This window comes from Sphaerisporangium sp. TRM90804, from assembly GCF_029846175.1.
GTDB lineage: Bacteria > Actinomycetota > Actinomycetes > Streptosporangiales > Streptosporangiaceae > Sphaerisporangium.
The window spans coordinates 107992-125972 of sequence record NZ_JARWAC010000031.1 but is presented as its reverse complement, the minus strand read 5'-3'; the positions used below and the strand labels follow the sequence as shown (position 1 = coordinate 125972).

Annotated in this window: 13 protein-coding genes; 9 read left to right on the top strand and 4 right to left on the bottom strand. The window is 71.8% G+C overall.

What is annotated here, in order from left to right; genetic code table 11:
• The first annotated feature begins 5 nt into the window (after window positions 1–5).
• Both PYR91_RS32920 and PYR91_RS32915 read left to right on the top strand, forming a co-directional pair.
• On the top strand, window positions 6–1037 hold the full coding sequence (locus PYR91_RS32920) for a Gfo/Idh/MocA family oxidoreductase (RefSeq protein WP_347943870.1): 1032 nt from the start codon (window positions 6–8) through the stop codon (window positions 1035–1037).
• Window positions 1030–2139, top strand: coding sequence for a zinc-binding alcohol dehydrogenase (locus PYR91_RS32915; protein WP_279786267.1), 1110 nt, complete (start codon window positions 1030–1032; stop codon window positions 2137–2139). The genes PYR91_RS32920 and PYR91_RS32915 overlap by 8 nt, the downstream gene beginning before the upstream one ends.
• A gap of 1334 nt (window positions 2140–3473) precedes the next feature.
• Here PYR91_RS32915 and PYR91_RS32910 read toward each other — a convergent pair.
• Together PYR91_RS32910 and PYR91_RS32905 are read right to left on the bottom strand one after the other, a co-directional pair.
• Window positions 3474–4259 carry a sugar phosphate isomerase/epimerase gene (locus PYR91_RS32910; RefSeq protein ID WP_279786265.1) on the bottom strand — a complete coding sequence of 262 codons (786 nt, stop codon included), beginning with the start codon at window positions 4257–4259 and terminating at the stop codon, window positions 3474–3476.
• Entirely contained in the window at window positions 4256–5212 is a 957-nt protein-coding gene (locus PYR91_RS32905) for a zinc-binding alcohol dehydrogenase (RefSeq protein WP_279786263.1), read from the bottom strand. Before PYR91_RS32905 ends, PYR91_RS32910 begins: the two co-directional genes overlap by 4 nt.
• 196 nt (window positions 5213–5408) lie before the next feature.
• On the opposite strand from PYR91_RS32905, the gene PYR91_RS32900 reads away from it, so the two are divergent.
• The 7 genes from PYR91_RS32900 (at window position 5409) to PYR91_RS32870 (ending at window position 13752) form a co-directional block, all read left to right on the top strand.
• Window positions 5409–6296 carry a sugar phosphate isomerase/epimerase gene (locus PYR91_RS32900; protein ID WP_279786260.1) on the top strand — a complete coding sequence of 296 codons (888 nt, stop codon included), beginning with the start codon at window positions 5409–5411 and terminating at the stop codon, window positions 6294–6296.
• 31 nt (window positions 6297–6327) lie between these two features.
• Window positions 6328–7692: an extracellular solute-binding protein gene (locus tag PYR91_RS32895; protein ID WP_279786259.1), complete on the top strand. Its 1365-nt coding sequence runs from the start codon at window positions 6328–6330 to the stop codon at window positions 7690–7692.
• Window positions 7692–8666, top strand: coding sequence for a sugar ABC transporter permease (locus PYR91_RS32890; protein ID WP_279786256.1), 975 nt, complete (start codon window positions 7692–7694; stop codon window positions 8664–8666). The genes PYR91_RS32895 and PYR91_RS32890 overlap by 1 nt, the downstream gene beginning before the upstream one ends.
• Window positions 8663–9571 (top strand): carbohydrate ABC transporter permease, encoded by a 909-nt coding sequence (locus tag PYR91_RS32885; protein WP_279786254.1) that lies wholly within the window; start codon window positions 8663–8665, stop codon window positions 9569–9571. The genes PYR91_RS32890 and PYR91_RS32885 overlap by 4 nt, the downstream gene beginning before the upstream one ends.
• A 7-nt stretch (window positions 9572–9578) precedes the next feature.
• Complete coding sequence (locus PYR91_RS32880) at window positions 9579–10718, top strand: ROK family transcriptional regulator (RefSeq protein WP_279786253.1); 1140 nt, start codon at window positions 9579–9581, stop codon at window positions 10716–10718.
• 223 nt (window positions 10719–10941) lie between these two features.
• A complete protein-coding gene (locus PYR91_RS32875; protein ID WP_279786251.1) occupies window positions 10942–12321 on the top strand; it encodes a PrsW family intramembrane metalloprotease in 1380 nt (459 codons plus the stop codon).
• A gap of 381 nt (window positions 12322–12702) precedes the next feature.
• On the top strand, window positions 12703–13752 hold the full coding sequence (locus tag PYR91_RS32870; protein WP_279786249.1) for a lytic polysaccharide monooxygenase: 1050 nt from the start codon (window positions 12703–12705) through the stop codon (window positions 13750–13752).
• Window positions 13753–14073: 321 nt separating this feature from the next.
• Here the strand turns inward: PYR91_RS32870 and PYR91_RS32865 are convergent, their stop codons facing one another.
• Complete coding sequence (locus tag PYR91_RS32865; protein ID WP_279786247.1) at window positions 14074–16338, bottom strand: cellulose binding domain-containing protein; 2265 nt, start codon at window positions 16336–16338, stop codon at window positions 14074–14076.
• A 328-nt stretch (window positions 16339–16666) separates the two neighbouring features.
• Window positions 16667–17695: a COX15/CtaA family protein gene (locus PYR91_RS32860; RefSeq protein ID WP_279786245.1), complete on the bottom strand. Its 1029-nt coding sequence runs from the start codon at window positions 17693–17695 to the stop codon at window positions 16667–16669.
• Window positions 17696–17981 lie beyond the last annotated feature (286 nt).

Below are 17981 nucleotides of genomic sequence, written 5' to 3'. Positions count from 1 at the left end.
GTGACATGTCGGACGGCAGACTGCCCCGGAAAGTGCGAATCGAACATCCTTGTTTGCCGAGCCGCAGACGAGGCATATGCCGCTTCGTGACATCAATGACGCGTATTGGCATCATCGGCGCCGGAAACATCGCCGCTCGCCACGCAGACGTTCTCTCCGGCTTCTCGGACGCGACGGTGGTCGCTATCGCCGACACGGACTCCCGCAAGGCCGAGGCCCTGGCTTCGCAGTACGGCGCGCGAGCGTTCGGCAGCCATGCCGCCATGCTCGACGCCGGTGGGCTGGACGCGGTCTACGTATGTGTGCCTCCTTTCGCGCACGGTACGGCAGAACTCGCAGTTCTTGCAGCAAATCTACCCATATTTGTAGAAAAACCGCTCTCCCTGGACCTCGTGACCGCAGAGAAGATCGCCCAAGAGATCGCCGACCGCAAGCTGGTCTCCGCCGTCGGGCACCACTGGCGCTACCTGGACACGGTGCAGAGGGCACGCGAACTGCTCGCCGGGCGGCCGGTGCGGCTCGCGCTCGGCCACTGGCTCGACAAGGTCCCCCCGGTGCCCTGGTGGACCAGGCAGGACATGTCGGGCGGTCAGATCCTGGAGCAGGCGATCCACGTGCTCGACCTGGCCCGCGTGCTGGTCGGGGAGGTCGCGATGGTGCACGCCGTCCCCGCCGCGAGCGACGCCGAGGGCGAGATCGACAGGGCGACCGCCGCGGTGCTGCGCTTCGAGGACGGCGCCGCGGGGCTGCTCGCCGTGACCAGCCTGCTGGAGCACAAGCACCGCGTGGGCCTGGAGGTGCACGCCGAGGGGCTGGCGCTGGACGTGGGGGAGACCCGGCTGGTCGTCAACGGGGAGGTCGAGTTCGAGGACCCCGGCGAGGCCAAGATCAGGGTGGACAGGGAGTTCGTCAACGCCGTGCAGGGCAGGCCGGCCGACGTGCGCGTCCCCTACGGCGAGGCGCTGCGCACCCACCGGCTGGCGTACGCGGTCGCGCGGTCGGCCGCCGAGGGGGGCCCGGTGAGGCTCGATGGCTGAGATCAGGACGCTCAGCGTCGACGCCCCGGGCACCGTGACCCTCGTCGAGGAGAAGGTCGGGGAGATCCCCGAGGGCGGGTTCCAGGTCGAGACGCTCTACAGCGGCGTCTCGGCCGGCACCGAGCTGACCTACGTCAAGGGCGGCAACCCCTACCTGACCTCCTCGTGGAACCCCGAGCTAGGCCTGTTCACGCCGGGCACGCCCTCGGTGGAGTACCCGGTGCGCGGCCTCGGCTACATGCAGGTCGGCAGGGTGGTGGACACCCGCACCCGGGCGGTCGACAAGGGCGCGGTCGTGGCGATGACCTACGGGCACCGCACCGGATACGTCGCCGACCCGATGATCGACCGCTTCGTCGAGCTGCCCGAGGAGCTCGACCCGCTGCTCGGCATCTACGTCGCCCACATGGGCCCGATCTGCGCCAACGGGCTGCTGCACGCGGCGGCCGACCTGTACGGCCCGGCGGTGCGCGGCCTGGGGGACGGCGTCCGGGGGCGGCGGGTCGCGGTCACCGGGGCGGGCGTGGTCGGGCTGCTGGTGGCCGCGTTCGCCATCGAGCACGGCGCCGCCGAGGTCGTGGTGGTCGACGAGACCCCCGAGCGGCTGCGGGTCGCCGAGGCGCTCGGCGCCCGGGTGCTGCACGCCGATGACGACCCCGCCGTCGTGCTCAAGCGGCGCTGGCGCCACGGCGTCAACGACCGGGGCGCCGACGTGGTGTTCCAGTGCCGCGGCCAGGGACGGGCGCTCGCCCTGGCCCTGCGGCTCCTGCGGCCGCAGGGCAGCGTGATCGACCTGGCGTTCTACACCGCCGGCGCCGAGGAGGTGCGCCTGGGCGAGGAGTTCCACCACAACGGCCTGAGCCTGCGCTGCGCCCAGATCGGCAGGGTGCCGCGCGGCCTGGCGCACTCCTGGGACAGAGAGCGGCTCTCGCACGAGACCGTCGCACTGCTGCGCAGGTATGGCCCGCTGCTACGCGAGCACGTGATCACCGATGTCGTGGACTTCGGCGAGGCTCCCGGCCTGCTCCGGGACCTGGCCGCTCGGCGGCGCCACGCCGTCCAGGCCGTGCTGCGCCAGGACGTCGACCACCAGCGAGGCTGACCACGCGAAGTCGTGGCACCCGTGCCCCCGCAGCGTGAAGGGGTCGAAGTACTCGCGGAAGCCCGACTGCGCCACCGCGTCCACCATGGCCTGGGCCAGCGGCTCGGCCAGGGAGGGCCGGTGGCGCCGCAGGCCCTGCCAGACCAGCCAGGTGAGGTTGATCCAGCTCGGCCCGCGCCAGTACCGGGCGCGGTCGAACTCCGGCGTGCCGGGCGCGAAGCTGGGCAGGATGCCCCGGCCGAGGCCGAAGCGGTCGACCGCGGTGGCGACCAGCGACCCGGCGATGTCGGCGGGCAGGCCGGGCAGGATCAGCGGGGTCAGCCCGGCCGCGCTGGCCGAGCGCAGCAGCCGGCCGGTGAGCGCGTCGCGGGAGTGGAACAGGCCGCCCTCGTACAGGTGCCGCACCATGGCCGTGGTCATGCGCGCGGCCTCAAGGCGGTGCGGCTCGGGGTCTCGCCCGCAGACCGCCGCGATGCGGGCCAGCGCCGACTCGGCCGCGCCGTAGGCGGCGTTGAACAGCGGGTCCTGGACGGCGAACGCCCCGGCGCGCCGGTAGCCGGTGTCGCGGTAGGCGCGGGCCAGCGACGTGTAGAGCTGGTAGTCGCGGTCGGTGGGCCGCTCGTCGGCGCTGACGTGCGCGAGGTCGCGGCGCCGCACCCCGGCGGGCTCGGGGTCCACCGCGGCGAGCGGCGCGTCCCACGCCGGGCTGTTGTCCATGCCCGACTCCCACGGGTGCACGATCGACAGCAGCCCCTCGGGGGAGCTGCGGGCGGCGCGCAGGAACTCCTGCTGGGCGACCAGCCGGGGGTAGATGCGGCGCAGGAAGGCGGTGTCGGGCTCTGCCAGGTACACCCGCCAGGCGGCCAGGGCGTGGACCGGCGGCTGCACGATGCCGGAGGTGGCCGAGCCGGAGGGGGCGCGCACGCCCCAGAACGCCGGGCCGGGGAAGTAGGCGCCCTCGGGCACGCCGGGGTTGAACACGATGTGCGGCACCCGGCCGTCGCGCCACTGCGCGCCGAACAGGGCCAGCAGCTCGCACCGCGCCCGGCGCGGCGACCAGCGGGCGTTGCCGATCGCGATGAACGCCGAGTCCCAGCTCCACTGGTGCGGGTACAGCCGCCGCGACGGCACGGTGTGGTCGCCCTCCCAGTTGGCGACCAGGACGCGCACGGCCTCGCGCACGATGGCCTCGGCCCCGCGGCTGCCGGCCGCCGGCACGGAGCCCCGCCGTCCCCCGGCCGCGGCGTCGTGCCGCGGGCCGTTGGCGGCGGCCTCCTCGGCCGGCCGGCCCTGGGTGCCGGCGGCCCGGCGCGCGCCCGCGCCGTCCGGGGCGGTCACAGGAACTTCCTGACGAACGCGGCCGTCTGCGGCAGGACGGACTCCGCCTCGCCGCGCAGTCGGCACTCCAGCGCCAGGTAGCCGTCGAAGCCGATGGCGTCCAGGGTGATGAGCTGCGCCGACCAGTCGAGGTGGCCGGTGCCCGGCTGGTTGCGGTTGGACTCGCTGATCTGCATGTGGGCCAGGTAGGGCGCGACCTCCACCAGCGAGCGGCAGGGGTCGTCCTCCTCGATGTTCATGTGGTAGGTGTCTCCGGCGATCCTGATGGAATCCATGGAGCACAGCTCGGCCGCCTGGGCCAGGGAGTTGACCATGTGGTTCTCGTAGCGGTTGAGCGGCTCCAGCATGATCAGCACGCCCTCGCGGGCGGCGTGCTCCCCGAGCTCGCCGAGGGCCTCGGCGAGCACCTCGTGGTCCTCCTCGGGCGAGCGGGGCGGCTCGAACGGCGGCAGCCTGCGGGAGAACTGGCCCCACGAGGCGGGGGTCATCACGCCGAGACCGCCCAGCTCGCCGATCACGCTGAGCTGCGAGCGGAGCTGGCGGACCGCGTCCTCGCGCTTGGCGGCGTCGAAGTCGCCGATGAAGTGGGCCATGTCCACGCAGACGGTCGGCATGACCACGCCGTCGGCGAGCGCCCGCTTGAGCTCCTCGCGGCGCCCGGCGAAGTGCAGGTCGCCCTTGCCGCGAAGTTCGATGGCGTCCCACCCGGCTTCCAGGGCGAAGTCGAACTTCTCCTGGAGCGTGTCCCCCGGCAGCAGCTGTTCCTGTACGGCGAGCTTCACCGCGGTTCTCCTTCCGGAAACTCGAAGACCACCTGGAGCACGTCGGCCGGGTGCCGGTCGAGCAGGGTGTATGCCTCCGAGGCGTCGGTGACGGGCACGACGTGGCTCACCAGGGCGGCGGTGTCGACCTCGTCGCGCAGGACCAGCTCCATGAACGTGCGCTGCAGCCGCTCGACGTCCCAGCGGTGCGAGAGCCAGGAGGCCACGCCGCCGATCTGGGAGGAGACGATCTGCACCTGGTTGTGGTGGAACTCCTCGCCGAGCCGCAGCCCGACGCCCTCACCCTGGTAGAACCCGGCGGCCACCACCCTGCCGCCGCGGCGGACGGCCCTGATGGCCTCGTGCAGGGCGTGCTGGCTGCCGCTCAGCTCGATGGCGGTGTCGGCGCCCTCGATGCGCTTGCGCACGAACTCCGCGCACGAGCCGGACAGCACGTCGAACGCCTCGGCGGCGCCGAAGCGGCGGGCCAGTTCGAGGCGGGCGGGGATGGCGTCGGCCGCGACGACCCGGGCGCCGCTGAGCACGGCCAGCCGGGTGGCCAGCAGCCCGATGACCCCCTGGCCGAAGACGGTGACCTGGTCGCCGAGATGCACGTCCGCGGCGTGGACGGCGTTCAGCGCGATGGCGCCCACCCGGGCGAACACGCCGGCCAGGGGGTCGACGCCCGGCGGCAGCACATGGCCGGCCAGCCTCTCGGCGGGCAGCACGGCCTCGGCGCGGTGCCCCCAGATGCCCCACACCCGGCTGCCGAGCGGCGGGTCGGTCACGTCGGGCGAGGTCTCGACGACGACGCCGACCTCCTGGTAGCCCCAGCCCGACAGCGGGTAGGCGTGCGTCTGTCCCTCCACGAACAGCCGCCGCTCGGTGTCCCACCGCCGGTTGAGGTAGGGGTTGGTGCCCCGGTAAGCGGTGAGCTCCGTGCCTGCCGAGACCCCTGAGTACAGAGTGCGCACCCGTACGGAGCCTGGCCCCAGGGGGTCTGGAGGCTCCACGCTGATGCTCACAACGCCGGGTTCTTCGATCGTGATGACGTGCATCTTCCCCACTTATACTTTGTGATCAAACAAAAGTCCGGGGATTAGAACTGGTTCGCATACGATAGTCGCACTGAGAACAGGCCTAAGTCTACGACTTGTGTGGAGGCGGCTAATGAAACTGGGGTTCCTGACCGCGTGCCTACCGGAAAGCGATCTGTCCGATATCGCCCACTGGGCTGCGGATGAAGGCTTCGACGCCCTGGAAGTCGCCGCATGGCCGGGGACAGATGCTCGAAATCACATCAGAGCGGACCGATTCGACGAAGCGGAACGTATCCGTGTCCGGAAGATCTTCCAAGACACCGGGTTGACGCTCTCCTCCCTCGCCTACTACGAGAACAACCTTCACCCCGGACACGGCCCCGCGGTCAACGCGCACCTGCGCGACTGCATCGACGCCGCCGCCGAGCTCGGCTGCCCGACCGTGGGCACGTTCATCGGCCGCGACCCCGGCCTGCCGGTCGCCGACAACCTCCGGCGCGCCGAGGAGGTCTTCGCCCCCCTGGTGGAGCACGCGCGGCGCAGGGACGTCACGATCGTCATCGAGAACTGCGTGATGAAGAGCTGGCATCCCGACGGCTACCCGGGCAACCTGGCCTACTCGCCCGAGCTGTGGGAGTGGATGTTCACCCTCGGGCTCAAGCTCAACTACGACCCCTCCCACCTGGTGGCGCTCGGCATCGACCCGGTGGCGGCGGTCGCGCCGTACATCCCGCACATCGCCCACGTGCAGGCGAAGGACACCGAGATCCTGCCCGGCAAGATCGACAGGTACGGGTTCTACGGTCCCGTCGACGGTGAGAAGGGCTGGTACCGCTTCCGGGTGCCCGGCCTGGGGCAGGTCGACTGGACCCGTCTGGTCGACGCTCTGTACGAGGGCGGTTACGACGGGGTGGTGTCGGTCGAGCACGAAGACCCCGTGTGGAGCGGCGACACCGCCAGGACACAGGCCGGTCTCGGTATCGCCTACCGGGCGTTGCGGCCGCTCATCCTGGGGTAGAGCAGGCACAACCCCACCGGAGGAGCGTGCTATGCCAACGAAGGTAACCGCCGTCCTCTCCGTCGCACTGCTGACCGCCGCCCTGGCGGCCTGCGGTGGCGGCACGGAGCAACAACAGGCAGACAACACGATCACCGTCTGGACCGAGGAGAACCTCCCCGACCGGATGGCCGTTCAGCAGACGATCGCCGCCGAGTTCACCAAAGCGACCGGAATCAAGGTCAACCTGGTGGGCGTCGCGGAGAACCAGTTCAGCCAGGTGATCACCTCGGCCGCCGCGGCCGGGGAGCTCCCCGACGTCATAGGCGCCCTGCCGCTGCCCGCGGTGCGCGAGCTGGAGGCCAACGACCTGCTCGACACCGAGACGCCCGGCAAGATCGTCGACGCGCTCGGGCGCGACAGCTTCTCGTCCCGGGCGCTAGAGCTCGACACCGCCGACGGCAAGCTGCTCGCCGTGCCCAGCGACGGATGGGCACAGCTCATCCTCTACCGCAAGGACCTGTTCGAGAAGGCCGGGCTCGAGCCGCCCGACACCTACGAACGGCTGGAGGCCGCGGCCAAGGCGCTCAACACCGGGGGTGTCGCGGGGATCACCCTGGCCGTCGCGCCGAAGGACTCCTTCACGGCGCAGAGCTTCGAGCACGTCGCGCTGGCCAACGGCTGCCAGCTCGTGGACGACTCCGGCAACGTGACCCTGGACTCGCCGCAGTGCGTGCGCGCCTTCGAGTTCTACTCCAACCTGGCCAGGAACTACTCGGTCAAGGGCAAGCAGGACGTCGACTCCACCAGGGCGACCTACTTCGCCGGCAAGGCGGCGATGACGATCTGGTCGTCGTTCATCCTCGACGAGATGGCCGGACTGCGCGCCGACGCGCTGCCGAGCTGCGCCGAGTGCCGCGACGACAAGGCGTGGCTGGCCGAGAACACCGGGGTGGTGACCGCGCTGAAGGGGCCCGACGGGAGCGAGCCCGCGCAGTTCGGTGAGATCGTCTCGTGGACCGTCATGCGCGACTCGGCCAAGGACTCCGCCCAGAAGTTCGTCTCGTTCATGATGAAGGAGGGCTACGAGCGCTGGATCGGCATGGCCCCGGAGGGCAAGTTCCCCACCCGCAAGGGCTTCGCCGACGCGTGGGACAAGATGCCCGCCGGCGTCGACACCAAGAAGCCGCTGTCGGAGGTCTACCCGGCCGAGGTGCTGGACTCCCTGCGCGGCAGCCCCGACACCTTCGCCCGCTGGGGCATCCCGCAGGGCCAGGGCAAGCTGGTCGGCGCCACCATGGGCGAGCTGCCGGTGCCCAAGGCGCTCGGCGACCTCGCCGGCGGATCGCTGACCGCGCAGGCCGCCGCCGCCCAGGCCAAGGCCGACGTCGAGACGATCAAGCGCGGGATCCGCTGATGAGCGGTCCACCCCCGGGCTCGGCGGCGACCATGGAGCGCCCGGCGCCCGCGGCGCCGCCGCCCGGCCCCGGCCGCACGCTGCGCCAGCAGGAAGGCCGGGCCGGGCTCTACCTGATCTCCCCGACCCTCGTCATCACCCTGGTGGTGGTGGTCGTCCCCCTGCTGTGGGCCATCATGCTGGCCTTCCAGGACGCCCGCCTGATCAACATCAGGCAGGTCGGCATCTTCGGCCACTACACGCTGGAGAACTTCACCTACGTGCTGGCCGAGCCGGGCTTCTGGTCCTCGCTGGTCACCACCCTGGTCTACACCGTGGCCGGCACGGCCCTGTCGATCGCGATCGGCCTGGTCGCCGCCCTCGCCCTGCGCGACAGGTTCCGCGGCAGGACGCTGGTCAGGGCCTCGATCCTCGTCCCCTACGTGGCCCCGGTGGTGGCCGTGGCCTTCCTGTGGGACGTGATGCTGAACCCGCAGTACGGCATCGTCAACACCTGGCTGGGGGAGCCGGTCGCCTTCCTCACCCAGGCCGAGGGCACGCTGTTCGGCGTGCAGGTGCCGGTGGCGCTGCTCACGGTGATCGCCTTCGAGGCGTGGCGGTACTTCCCCTTCGCCTTCCTGTTCATCCTGGCCAGGCTCCAGGCGCTGCCCCCCGAGCTCGACGAGGCGGCCGTGGTGGACGGCGCGACGCCCAGCCAACGGTTCCGGTACGTGATCATGCCGCAGCTCTGGCGGGTCGTCGCGCTGCTGTCGGTGCTGCGGTTCGTGTTCACCTTCACCAAGTTCGACGACGTCTACCTGCTCACCGGGGGAGGGGCGGGCACCGAGGTCGTCAGCGTGCGTGTCTACGACTTCCTGACCTCCCGCGACGACATCGGCGCCTCCGCCGCCCAGGCGATCATCATGGCCGTCGTGCTGGTGGTCTTCCTGGTGATCTACCTGCGGTTCTTCGGGGGAGGTGCGGAACGCTCATGAGCCAGGCCGTCACGACCCCGACCCCGATCCCGACGCCGGCCTCGCCGCCCCCGGCCCCCATGTCCAGGGACCGCGTCGAGCGCGCGGTGCTGCGGGTGCTCAAACCGCTGGTCATCACGGTGCTGACCCTCGTCACCGCGTTCCCGTTCTTCTACATGGTCATGCTCTCGCTGCGCGACATCCAGGAGCTGATCCTGGACCCGGGCTCGCTGTGGCCCGACCGGTTCACCCTGTCGACCTACGCCGACGTGCTGGGCAGGCAGGGGTTCCTCACCTTCATCGGCAACAGCGCCATCGTCGCGGTCGCGTCGGTGGCGGTGACGCTGCTGATCGCGGTCCCCGGCGCGTACGCGGTGGCCAGGCTGCGCTTCTTCGGCCGCCGCCAGGTGCACTTCCTGTTCCTCGCGGTGTACCTGTTCCCGGCGATCGTGCTGGCGATCCCGCTGTTCGTGCTGTTCACCATGCTCGGGTTGCGCGGTTCGCTGGTCGGGCTGATCCTCGTGTACATCGCCCAGACGGTCCCGGTGGCGGTGTACATGTTGCGCAACTACTTCGAATCCGTGCCGCAGAGCGTCGAGGAGGCCGCCTCCATCGACGGATGCGGCAGGATGGAGACGATCTGGCGGGTGGTGCTCCCGCTGTCCAAGCCCGCGCTGATGGCGACGGGTCTGTACTCCTTCATGATCGCCTGGAACGAGTTCCTCTTCGCCCTCCTCTTCCTCGTGGAGAGGCGGGACAGCTGGACGGTCTCGCTCGGCCTTTCACAGTTGGCGGGCAGTATCGAGATACCGACGACCGTTCTCATGGCAGGATCGGTTGTTCTGACGCTGCCCATCGTGGTGGTGTTCTTCGCCAGCGAACGGCTTCTGACGGAAGGTCTCACGGTGGGCGCGGAGAAGGGGTAGGGGCACGATGCTGACGGCAGGGCAGGTCCTCCAGTTGATCCGGCAGGGCTCTTGCCGTACCCGGAAGGAACTCATCGAGTTCACCGGGCTCTCCAGGTCGACCATCACCGATCGTGTCGACCGGCTCATCGAGGCCGGCTACATCCACGAGTCGGGCGTCGGGGCGTCCGGGGGCGGGCGGCCGCCCTCGGTGCTCGACGTCGACCCGGCCAACCACCTGCTGCTGGTGGCCGAGCTGGGCGCCAACCACGCCACCGTGGCGCTCACCGACCTGGCGGCCAGGACGATCGCCGAGGAGCACACCGAGATGCGCATCGAGCGCGGGCCCGACGCCGTGCTCTCGTGGGTGCGCCAGACCTTCCACCGGCTGCTGGAGAAGACCGGGCACGGCGCGGAGCGGGTGCGCGGCATCGGGCTGAACCTGCCCGGGTCGGTCGACCACACCTCGGGGCGAATGATCAGGTCCTTCCTGATGCCCGGCTGGGACGACCACCCGATCAGGGAGTCCATCCGCGAGACGTTCGACGTGCCCATCGTGGTGGAGAACGACGCCAAGGCGATGGCGCTGGGCGAGTGGTGGTCGTCCTGGCGGCAGTGCCCGTCGCTGCTGCTCGTCAAGGTCTCCACCGGCATCGGCGCGGGCATCGTCATCGACGGCCGCATCTACCGGGGCATCGAGGAGGCGGCGGGAAGCCTCGGGCACGTGCGCCTGCGCGACACCGACGACCGCGTCTGCACGTGCGGCTCGCGCGGCTGCGTCGCGTCGCTGGCCAGCGGGTTCGCGCTCGCCGAGGATCTCGGCCTGGAGACCAGCCGCGACGTCGTCCGCCTGGTCCAGGCGGGCGACCCCACCGCGGTCGCCCGCACGCAGGAGGCCGGGCGCACGCTGGGCGCGGTGCTCGCCACCGCGGTCAGCCTGCTCAACCCGGGGGTGCTCGTGCTGGGCGGCGACATGGCCGAGACCAGGGAGCACTACCTGACCGGCATCAGGGAGAGCGTCTACCGGCGGAGCCTCCCCTACACCACCAGGAATCTGCGCATCGTCACCAGCACGCTGGGCGACCGGGCGGGCGTCGTGGGCACCTCGGTGATGGTGATGGAGCACGTCCTGTCGCCCGCCGCCGTGGACGCCGCCCTGCGCGGCTGACCACGGGCGCGCCCCTCCGGTCCGGTGTGACGGGTGGGACGCCGATCCGTCGGTCCGCCGGCGGTGCGCCGGGAATCTCGGTCTTGTTGGGGTGTGGGGCCGTTCATCCCGGGGAAGGGTCTTTGCCTCGGGAAGGCGGAGCCGCGGTGACGATGATGGGGGAGCCGTATGGCGGTGGGGGGCGGGGCGGACAGGTCGTGCCCGGTCGATTACGCTCGCGGACATGACGAGCGCTGATCCCCGCTGGGTGCTGAAGGAACGCCCCTCGGGCGGGCTGATCATCGGCCTCGTCGTGGCCGGCATCTGCGCTCTGGTGTCGTTCTCGTTCGACATCTTCAACGGCGAACCGGTGCACTTCTTCATCGCGCTCACCCTCGCGCTCGCCCCGGTGCCGGTGCTGCTCGCCGGCCTGCTCGCGCTCGACCGGCTGGAGCCCGAGCCCCGCAAAGACCTGATCTTCGCGTTCATGTGGGGCGCCGGCATCGCGGTGCTGGTCGCCGGCGTGCTCAACAGCCTCAACCTCAAGTACCTCACGCTCGCGACCCAGCTCGACGCCACCAGCGCCCGCAACCTGGTCGCCACCTTCGGGGCGCCCGTCGTCGAGGAGACGATGAAGGGCCTGGTGCTGCTGGGCCTGCTGCGCTGGCGCCGTCACGAGCTCGACGGACCGACCGACGGCATCATCTACGCGGGCATGGTGGGCCTGGGCTTCGCCATGAGCGAGAACGTCAGCTACTACATCATGGCGCTGGACACCAACGGCGTGCAGGGCCTGGCCGTCACGGTGGTGCTGCGCGGCGTGCTGTCGCCGTTCGCCCACCCCCTGTTCACCTCCATGATCGGCATCGCGGTGGCGTACGCCGCGCAGAGCCGTGGCCCGGTGCGCGGCGGGGTGGTGTTCCTCGGCTGGCTCGGCGCGATCACCCTGCACGGCATCTGGAACGGCTTCACCTCCTACGGCGGCTTCCAGGGCCTGGCGCTGGCCTACCTGCTGCTGATGATCCTGTTCTTCGTCGAGCTCGGGGTGGTCGTCCAGGACCGCAAGCGCATCGTCGGCCTCATCCAGCGCTACCTGCCGCCCTACGGCGGCCTGGGGCTGGTCTCCGACGTCGACCTGTACATGCTGTCGTCCCTGCAGGGACGCAGGCAGGCCCGGCAGTGGGCCAAGGGGTACGGCGGCATGGTGGGCCTGCACGCGATGCGCGACTACCAGCTCGCCGCCACCGAGCTTGGCCTGCTCCACGAGCGCGCCGTGCGCGGGGTGATCGACAGGGACACCTTCGAGAAGCACAGGGAGGCGCTGCTGGCCTGCATGAGCGCGGCCAAGGCGGCCTTCCCCGTCCCCGAGTTGCACGAGACCCGGATCGCCAGGGGCATGGCGCCCCCCGGGTACGCGCCCGGCCACGACACGCGGCACCCGCTCTCGCCCTACCCGCCGCCCGACGGCATCCCGCGCGACCACTACACGGCCCGGGCACAGGGATGGCAGGGCCCGCCGGGCCGGTGGGCGTCCGGCGAGCCGCGCGAGCGTCACGGCGGCGGCTCCCACGCCGGAGGCCCGCCGGCGCCTCCGCCCGGCCCCGCCGGCGACGGCGGCGCCTAGGACGGGCCCGCCCGGGCCCTACGCCGCCGTGCGCGCCGCGGGGCCTTGCCGGTGATCTGACGGCGTGTTTCAATCGCGGTACGCGGATGTAGGTGGCCACTTCCGACGACTTTCCGGGTGGCCGGGCAGGCAGGTCGTGCCGCCGCGCGCCCGGGCTCCGCGGGCGTCCGGCCCGCGCCCCGTGTACAAGGCCGCGCAACGCGCGGGCACGCCGTTCCCGCACGGGCACGTCGTCGCCGTGCGGCGCGCCGCGGGGTGACCGGCACGGCGCCGACCGGCCGATGCCGCCGCCGTGGCCTCGCGATGCCCGTCACTCGGACAACGCGCACGTCCAGGCGCGCCCGCCCTCCGGCGGCATCCGCAACGTGAGAAGGAAGCACTGTGAGAACCAAGGCAAAGGTGGCGATCGTCACCGGGGTCGCGGTCGCGGCCGCCGGGCTGACGACGCTGGCCCTGCAGCGCTCGGCCGTCGCGCAGGGAGCCCTGCAGGCCCCCGCCAGCAGGACGTACGCCTGCTACACCGACGGGCGTACCTCCGGCGACGAGATCAAGCCCAAGAACGCCGCCTGCGCGCGGGCCGTCGCCGCGGGCGGCACTCAGCCGCTGCGCGACTGGTACGGCGTGCTGCGCTCGGACGGCGGCGGCCGCACCCGGGGGTTCATCCCCGACGGCAAGCTGTGCAGCGGCGGGTTCGCCAAGTACGCCGCCTACGACGCGCCGAGCGCCGACTGGCCCGCGACCCTGGTGCGGCCGGGCGCCGAGTACGACTTCGTCTACGGGGCCGGGGCGCCCCACCCCGGGGCGGTCAAGCTGTACGTGACCAAGGACGGCTACAACCCCACCATGCCGCTCACCTGGGCCGACCTGGAGGAGCAGCCCTTCCTGACGGCCGACCCCCGGCCCGCGGCCGGCGACGGCGCCTACCGGTTCTCCGGCTCGCTGCCGGGCAAGTCGGGCCGTCATCTCATCTACTCGGTCTGGCAGGGGTCCGACGGCCGGGAGACCTTCTACGGCTGCTCGGACGTCATCTTCACCGCCTCCGCCCCGCCGCAGGGCAGCGCCGCGCCGAGCGCGCCGTCGTCCGGCTCCCCGTCCCCGTCCCCGTCCCCGGGCACGGCGTCGCCGATCTCCTGCTCCGGCGATGTGAAGCTGGAGAAGTCCTGGCCCGGCGGGTTCCAGGGCTCGGTCACCATCACGAACACCGGAAGCGCGCCCATCAACGAGTGGTTCGTCCAGTGGACGATGATGCCGATGGACGCCAAGCTCACCCAGGCATGGGACGGGACGCACATGCAGAGCGGCCCGATCGCCATGATCCACGCGGAGAAGTGGAACCGCAGGCTGGAGCCGGGGGCCTCGATGAGCGCCGGCTTCCTGGGCAAGATGCCCGGGGCGACGCCGCCGGCCATCTCGGAGGTGAGCTGCGGGTAGCCGGCGCGCGGGAGCCGTGAGGCGGAGTAGGCGGCCGCCTCACGGCCTCGCGGCGTCCCGACTGGACGAGCTACGCGGTTGTGGTGGCACAGGCGAGAGGCGCCACCTCCCTCCGGCGTCGGACCCTGGTTGTTGGGAGCGCTCCCATACACGTGGACGGGACCTTATCCCGTCCTGACATGATCCGCAGCCCGTGCGGCGGGACGGCGGGCGACCGCCGCGTAACCGCAGTTCCGGCCGCCCGTTCCCGGTACCGCCCGATGAAACTTTCGCCCGGCGCGACGGCGTCGCGCCGGGTCGAGGTCGTGCCGTACCGGGCGGCTATCTCACGTAGACGTTGGGCTGGGCCGGGGTGGACATGCCGTTGCCGATGAAGAACCCGGGGTGGGGCGGCTGGTTGTAGGCGGTGTTCTGCCAGGCCAGCGCGACGCGGTACTGCGGGTCGTGCAGCAGGGTGTGGATCTTGGTGGTGGTGACGTGCGGGGTGGAGTAGATCCGCAGCGCCCGGTTGTCGCTGGTGGGCCAGATGACCTCCTCGCGCCAGTCGCCCAGGATGTCGCCCGACAGCGACGGGGTGGCCTTGGTGCCGTTGTTGGAGTGCACCCCCGAGGCGGTCAGCAGCCGGGTGTCGGCGCTGGTGCCGTACTTGTCGATCCGGGTGGCGTCCACCAGCTCACGCACCGGGTCGCCGTCCCACCAGGCCAGGAAGTTCGCCGAGGACGGCTGGCGGCCGACCTGGGCGCCGGAGGCGTTGTAGATCCCCGACATGTTGGTGCCCGACCCCCAGAACTCGGCGCCCGGGCTGCCCGGGTGGATGTCGGCGGCCACGCCGCGGCCGGGGCCCTCGGCGCCGCCGTTGCCGGGCCGCTGGAAGATGACCTGGCCGGTGCGCGCGTCATGCACGTCGGCGGCGGGCTGGTCGCCGGACTCGTGGATGGTGAACACCTCCAGCCCGGGACGGCTGGGGATCAGGTCGCCGGCGTGCAGGGCGTCACCGTGCCCGAACCGGGTGCTGTACAGGCCGGTCCCGTTGTCGTTGACGGTCGCCGCGCCGTAGACGATCTCATCGCGCCCGTCGCCGTCCACGTCGGCGATCGACAGGTTGTGGTTGCCCTGGCCGGCGTAGGCGCTGTTGCCCGAGGCGTTGGAGTCGAAGGTCCAGCGCCGGGTCAACGCGCCGTTGCGGAAGTCCCAGGCGGCGATGACGGCCCGGGTGTAGTACCCGCGCGCCATGATCAGGCTGGGGCGCTGGCCGTCCAGGTAGGCGGTGCCGGCCAGGAACCGGTCGACCCGGTTGCCGTAGTTGTCCCCCCAGGAGGACACCGTGCCGCGCGGCGGCTCGTAGTTGACGGTCGACAGCGCGGCGCCGGTCTGCCCGCTGAACATGGTCAGGAACTCCGGGCCGGTCAGGATGTACCCGCTGGAGTTGACGTAGTTGGCGCTCGCGTTGCCGATCACGCGGCCGGTGCCGTCGACGGTGCCGTCGGCGGTCTTCATCGCCACCTCGGCCCGCCCGTCACCGTCGTAGTCGTACACCTGGAACTGGGTGTAGTGCGCCCCGGCGCGGATGTTGCGCCCCAGGTTGATCCGCCACAGCCGGGTCCCGTCCAGCCGCACCGCGTCCACGTACACCGGAGAGGTCACCCCGGACTGGGAGTTGTCCTTGGCGTCGGCCGGGTCCCACTTCAGCACCACCTCCAGCCGCCCGTCGCCGTCAAGGTCCCCCACACTGGCGTCGTTGGCCGCGTACGTGGAACCGGGCGGAGTGATCGGCACGTCCAGGTACCCGTTGGCCAGCCGCGACGACGCCGGGGAGGCGGGCTGCTCCACCCCGCCCACCACCGCGCGCACCGTGTACGAGGCGTCGGCGGCGGCGCCGGCGTCCAGCCAGTTGGTGGAGTCGGCCACCGTCGCGACCCGGGCGCCACCCCGGTAGACGTTGAACGTCGTGTCCCGGGACTCGGTGCCCAGCAACCGCCACGACACCAGGTTCCCGCTTCCGGACCGCACGCTCACCAGACCCCGATCCAGGTCCTCCACCTGCTTGGCGCCGGGCGGGGGCGCCGTCGGGGTGACCGTCGGCGTGGGAGTGGGCGTCACGGTCGGGGTGACGGTCGGGGTGGCGGTGGGGGTCGCCGTGGGCGTGGCGGTGGGGGTCGGCTCCGCCGCGCCGGTGCACGCGACGCCGTTGAGGGCGAAGGAGGCGGGAGCCGGGTTGGAGCCGGTGAAGGAGGCGTTGAAGCCGAACGCGGCGCTGCCTCCGGACGGGATCGCCGCGTTGTACCCGGCGTCGCTCACGGTCACCGAGCTCCCGGTCTGGGAGTGGGTGCCGTTCCACACCTGGGTGACCTGCTGGCCCGCGTCGAACGACCATGTGAGGCGCCAGCCGTTGACGGCGTCGCCGAGGTTGCGGACCGTGACGTCGGCGTTGAAGCCGCCGCCCCACTGGCTGCTGACGGTGTAGTCGACGTCACAGGCCACCGCGGCGTCGGCCGGCGACCGTAAGGCGATCACTCCGGTGACCGCCAGCGCGAGCGTCCCGATGAGCGCGGTCACGCGGCTCACCGGCAGGGTCGAACGTCTCATGGGGGGTCCCATCTGGGCGTGGGGGATTGAGCACCAGGGGCCCCGAAGCTAGGAATCCGCCGGCGACCATGTCAAACACCGGCGAGCCGTCCACGGGCCGCGCTCACGACGGCCGAGGGCGACGCCGCGAGTCAGGCTCTGGAAGGCCCGCACCCGGCCCGCCGGCCGCACGTGAAAGTTCCACTCACCCCGTGCCGCCGGCCGGCGGCCGGGACGCCGCCGGCGGATCGCCGGGAGAGATCGTCCGCCGTCACGGCGGGCCGGTCGCCGCCGGCACGCGCCACGGCGGCCGGTGGCGCCCCGGGCCGGCGCCGTGCGGGGCCGCCCGTCAGACGACGACGGCGTCCAGGCGGTCGGGGCCGGGGGCCGTCGCGCCGGCCGGGCCCCGCGAGCGCATCAGGAACACCACCCGCAGCGTGGCGATCCAGACCAGGGTGGCGCCGAGCACGTGCACGCCCACCAGGAACGCCGGGACGGCGAGGAAGTACTGGACGTAACCGACGACCCCCTGGGCCAGCTCGACGCCCAGCAGGATCAGCGCGCCGCGCCGCGCCCGCCCCGGGGAGTCGGTGACGTGCAGGGCGAACAGCAGCGCGAACGTGAGGCCGAGCACGATCCACACCGTGTCGGCGTGCAGCCGGGCCATGGTCTCGATGTCGAAGTCGAAGCGCGAGGCGGCCTCGTCGCCGGAGTGCGGGCCGGTGCCGGTGACCACCACCCCCGCCACCAGCAGCACCGCGACGGCCGTGACGAGGACGAAGCCGAGCGTGCGGATGTCGCGGTGGACGAGCCGCCGGGGCGGGGCGTCGCCCTCGCCTGAACGGGCGTACAGCGCGAACGCCACCGCGATCATGCCGATCGTCACCAGGAAGTGGACGCTCACCGTGACCGGGTTGAGCATCGTGCGCACCACGAGGCCGCCCCACAGCGCCTGGAAGGCGACGCCGACGGGCTGGATCCACGCCAGGCGGACCAGCGCGGCCCGCCGGGGCAGCAGGCGCATCGCCGCGATCACGCAGGCGACCGCGACGGCCAGCACCAGGAAGGTCAGGAGCCGGTTGCCGAACTCGATCGCCATGTTGATCGGGGAGTGGTCGTCGTGCGGGACGGGCACGAAGCTCTCGGGCGTGCAGCGGGGCCAGGTGGGGCAGCCGAGCCCCGAGCCGGTGACGCGCACCGCCGCGCCGGTGACCGCGATCAGCGCGTTGACGACCACTCCCGCCAGCGCCCACCGCCGGAACGTGAGCGGGGTCGGCGACCACGCGCTGTGCAGGAACACCAGCGTGTACGCCCGGAGGCGTGAGAGGCGCCCGCGGGGGCCGCCGACGGGGCTTTCCGGCTGGTCTGTTGTGGTCACGGCAAACATGTTAGGCGGCCGTGGAGCCGGTCCCTCCGTGAACCCGTCCTCCCGTGGACATCGGCTCGGCCCTCTCTTCCGTCAGTCCCGCGCCCGGCGCGGTACGGCCGTGCGGCGGCTCGGCCGCCCTGGTACGCGGCCCGCCTCCGGGCCGTACACGCGCGGGAGGTCTGCGCCGGGGCTTCGCGGGTACGGTGACAGCCGCGAAGCGGAGCCGGAGGCGTCGCCGCCACCTTTATCGTGGTTCATGTAGTGGAGTAGGGTCCCGTGTACCGGAATGACAGGA